General features: G+C 56.5%; 1 rRNA gene. It reads left to right on the plus strand.

From position 1 onward, the window contains the following. A 23S ribosomal RNA gene (locus M8009_RS18985) occupies positions 1–255 on the plus strand; the annotation flags it as partial.

Below are 255 nucleotides of genomic sequence, written 5' to 3' on the forward strand. Positions count from 1 at the left end.
GCGCGGAAGATGTAACGGGGCTCAAACCAGGTACCGAAGCTACGGGTGTGCCTGCATCACTTAAGGCTATTCGATTAACGTCGCGAAGCGACGTTCAAGCGCTCCCCGAACGTTGAGTCGGGTGGGCGGATCATGATGAGTAGGCTTAAGGATGCAGGCACGCGGTAGAGGAGCGTCGTGTAAGCCGACGAAGGTGGATCGAGAGGTCTGCTGGAGGTATCACGAGTGCGAATGCTGACATGAGTAACGACAAGG

Origin of the sequence: Halomonas gemina (assembly GCF_023554995.1) — a bacterium.
Classification (GTDB): Bacteria; Pseudomonadota; Gammaproteobacteria; order Pseudomonadales; family Halomonadaceae; genus Halomonas; species Halomonas gemina.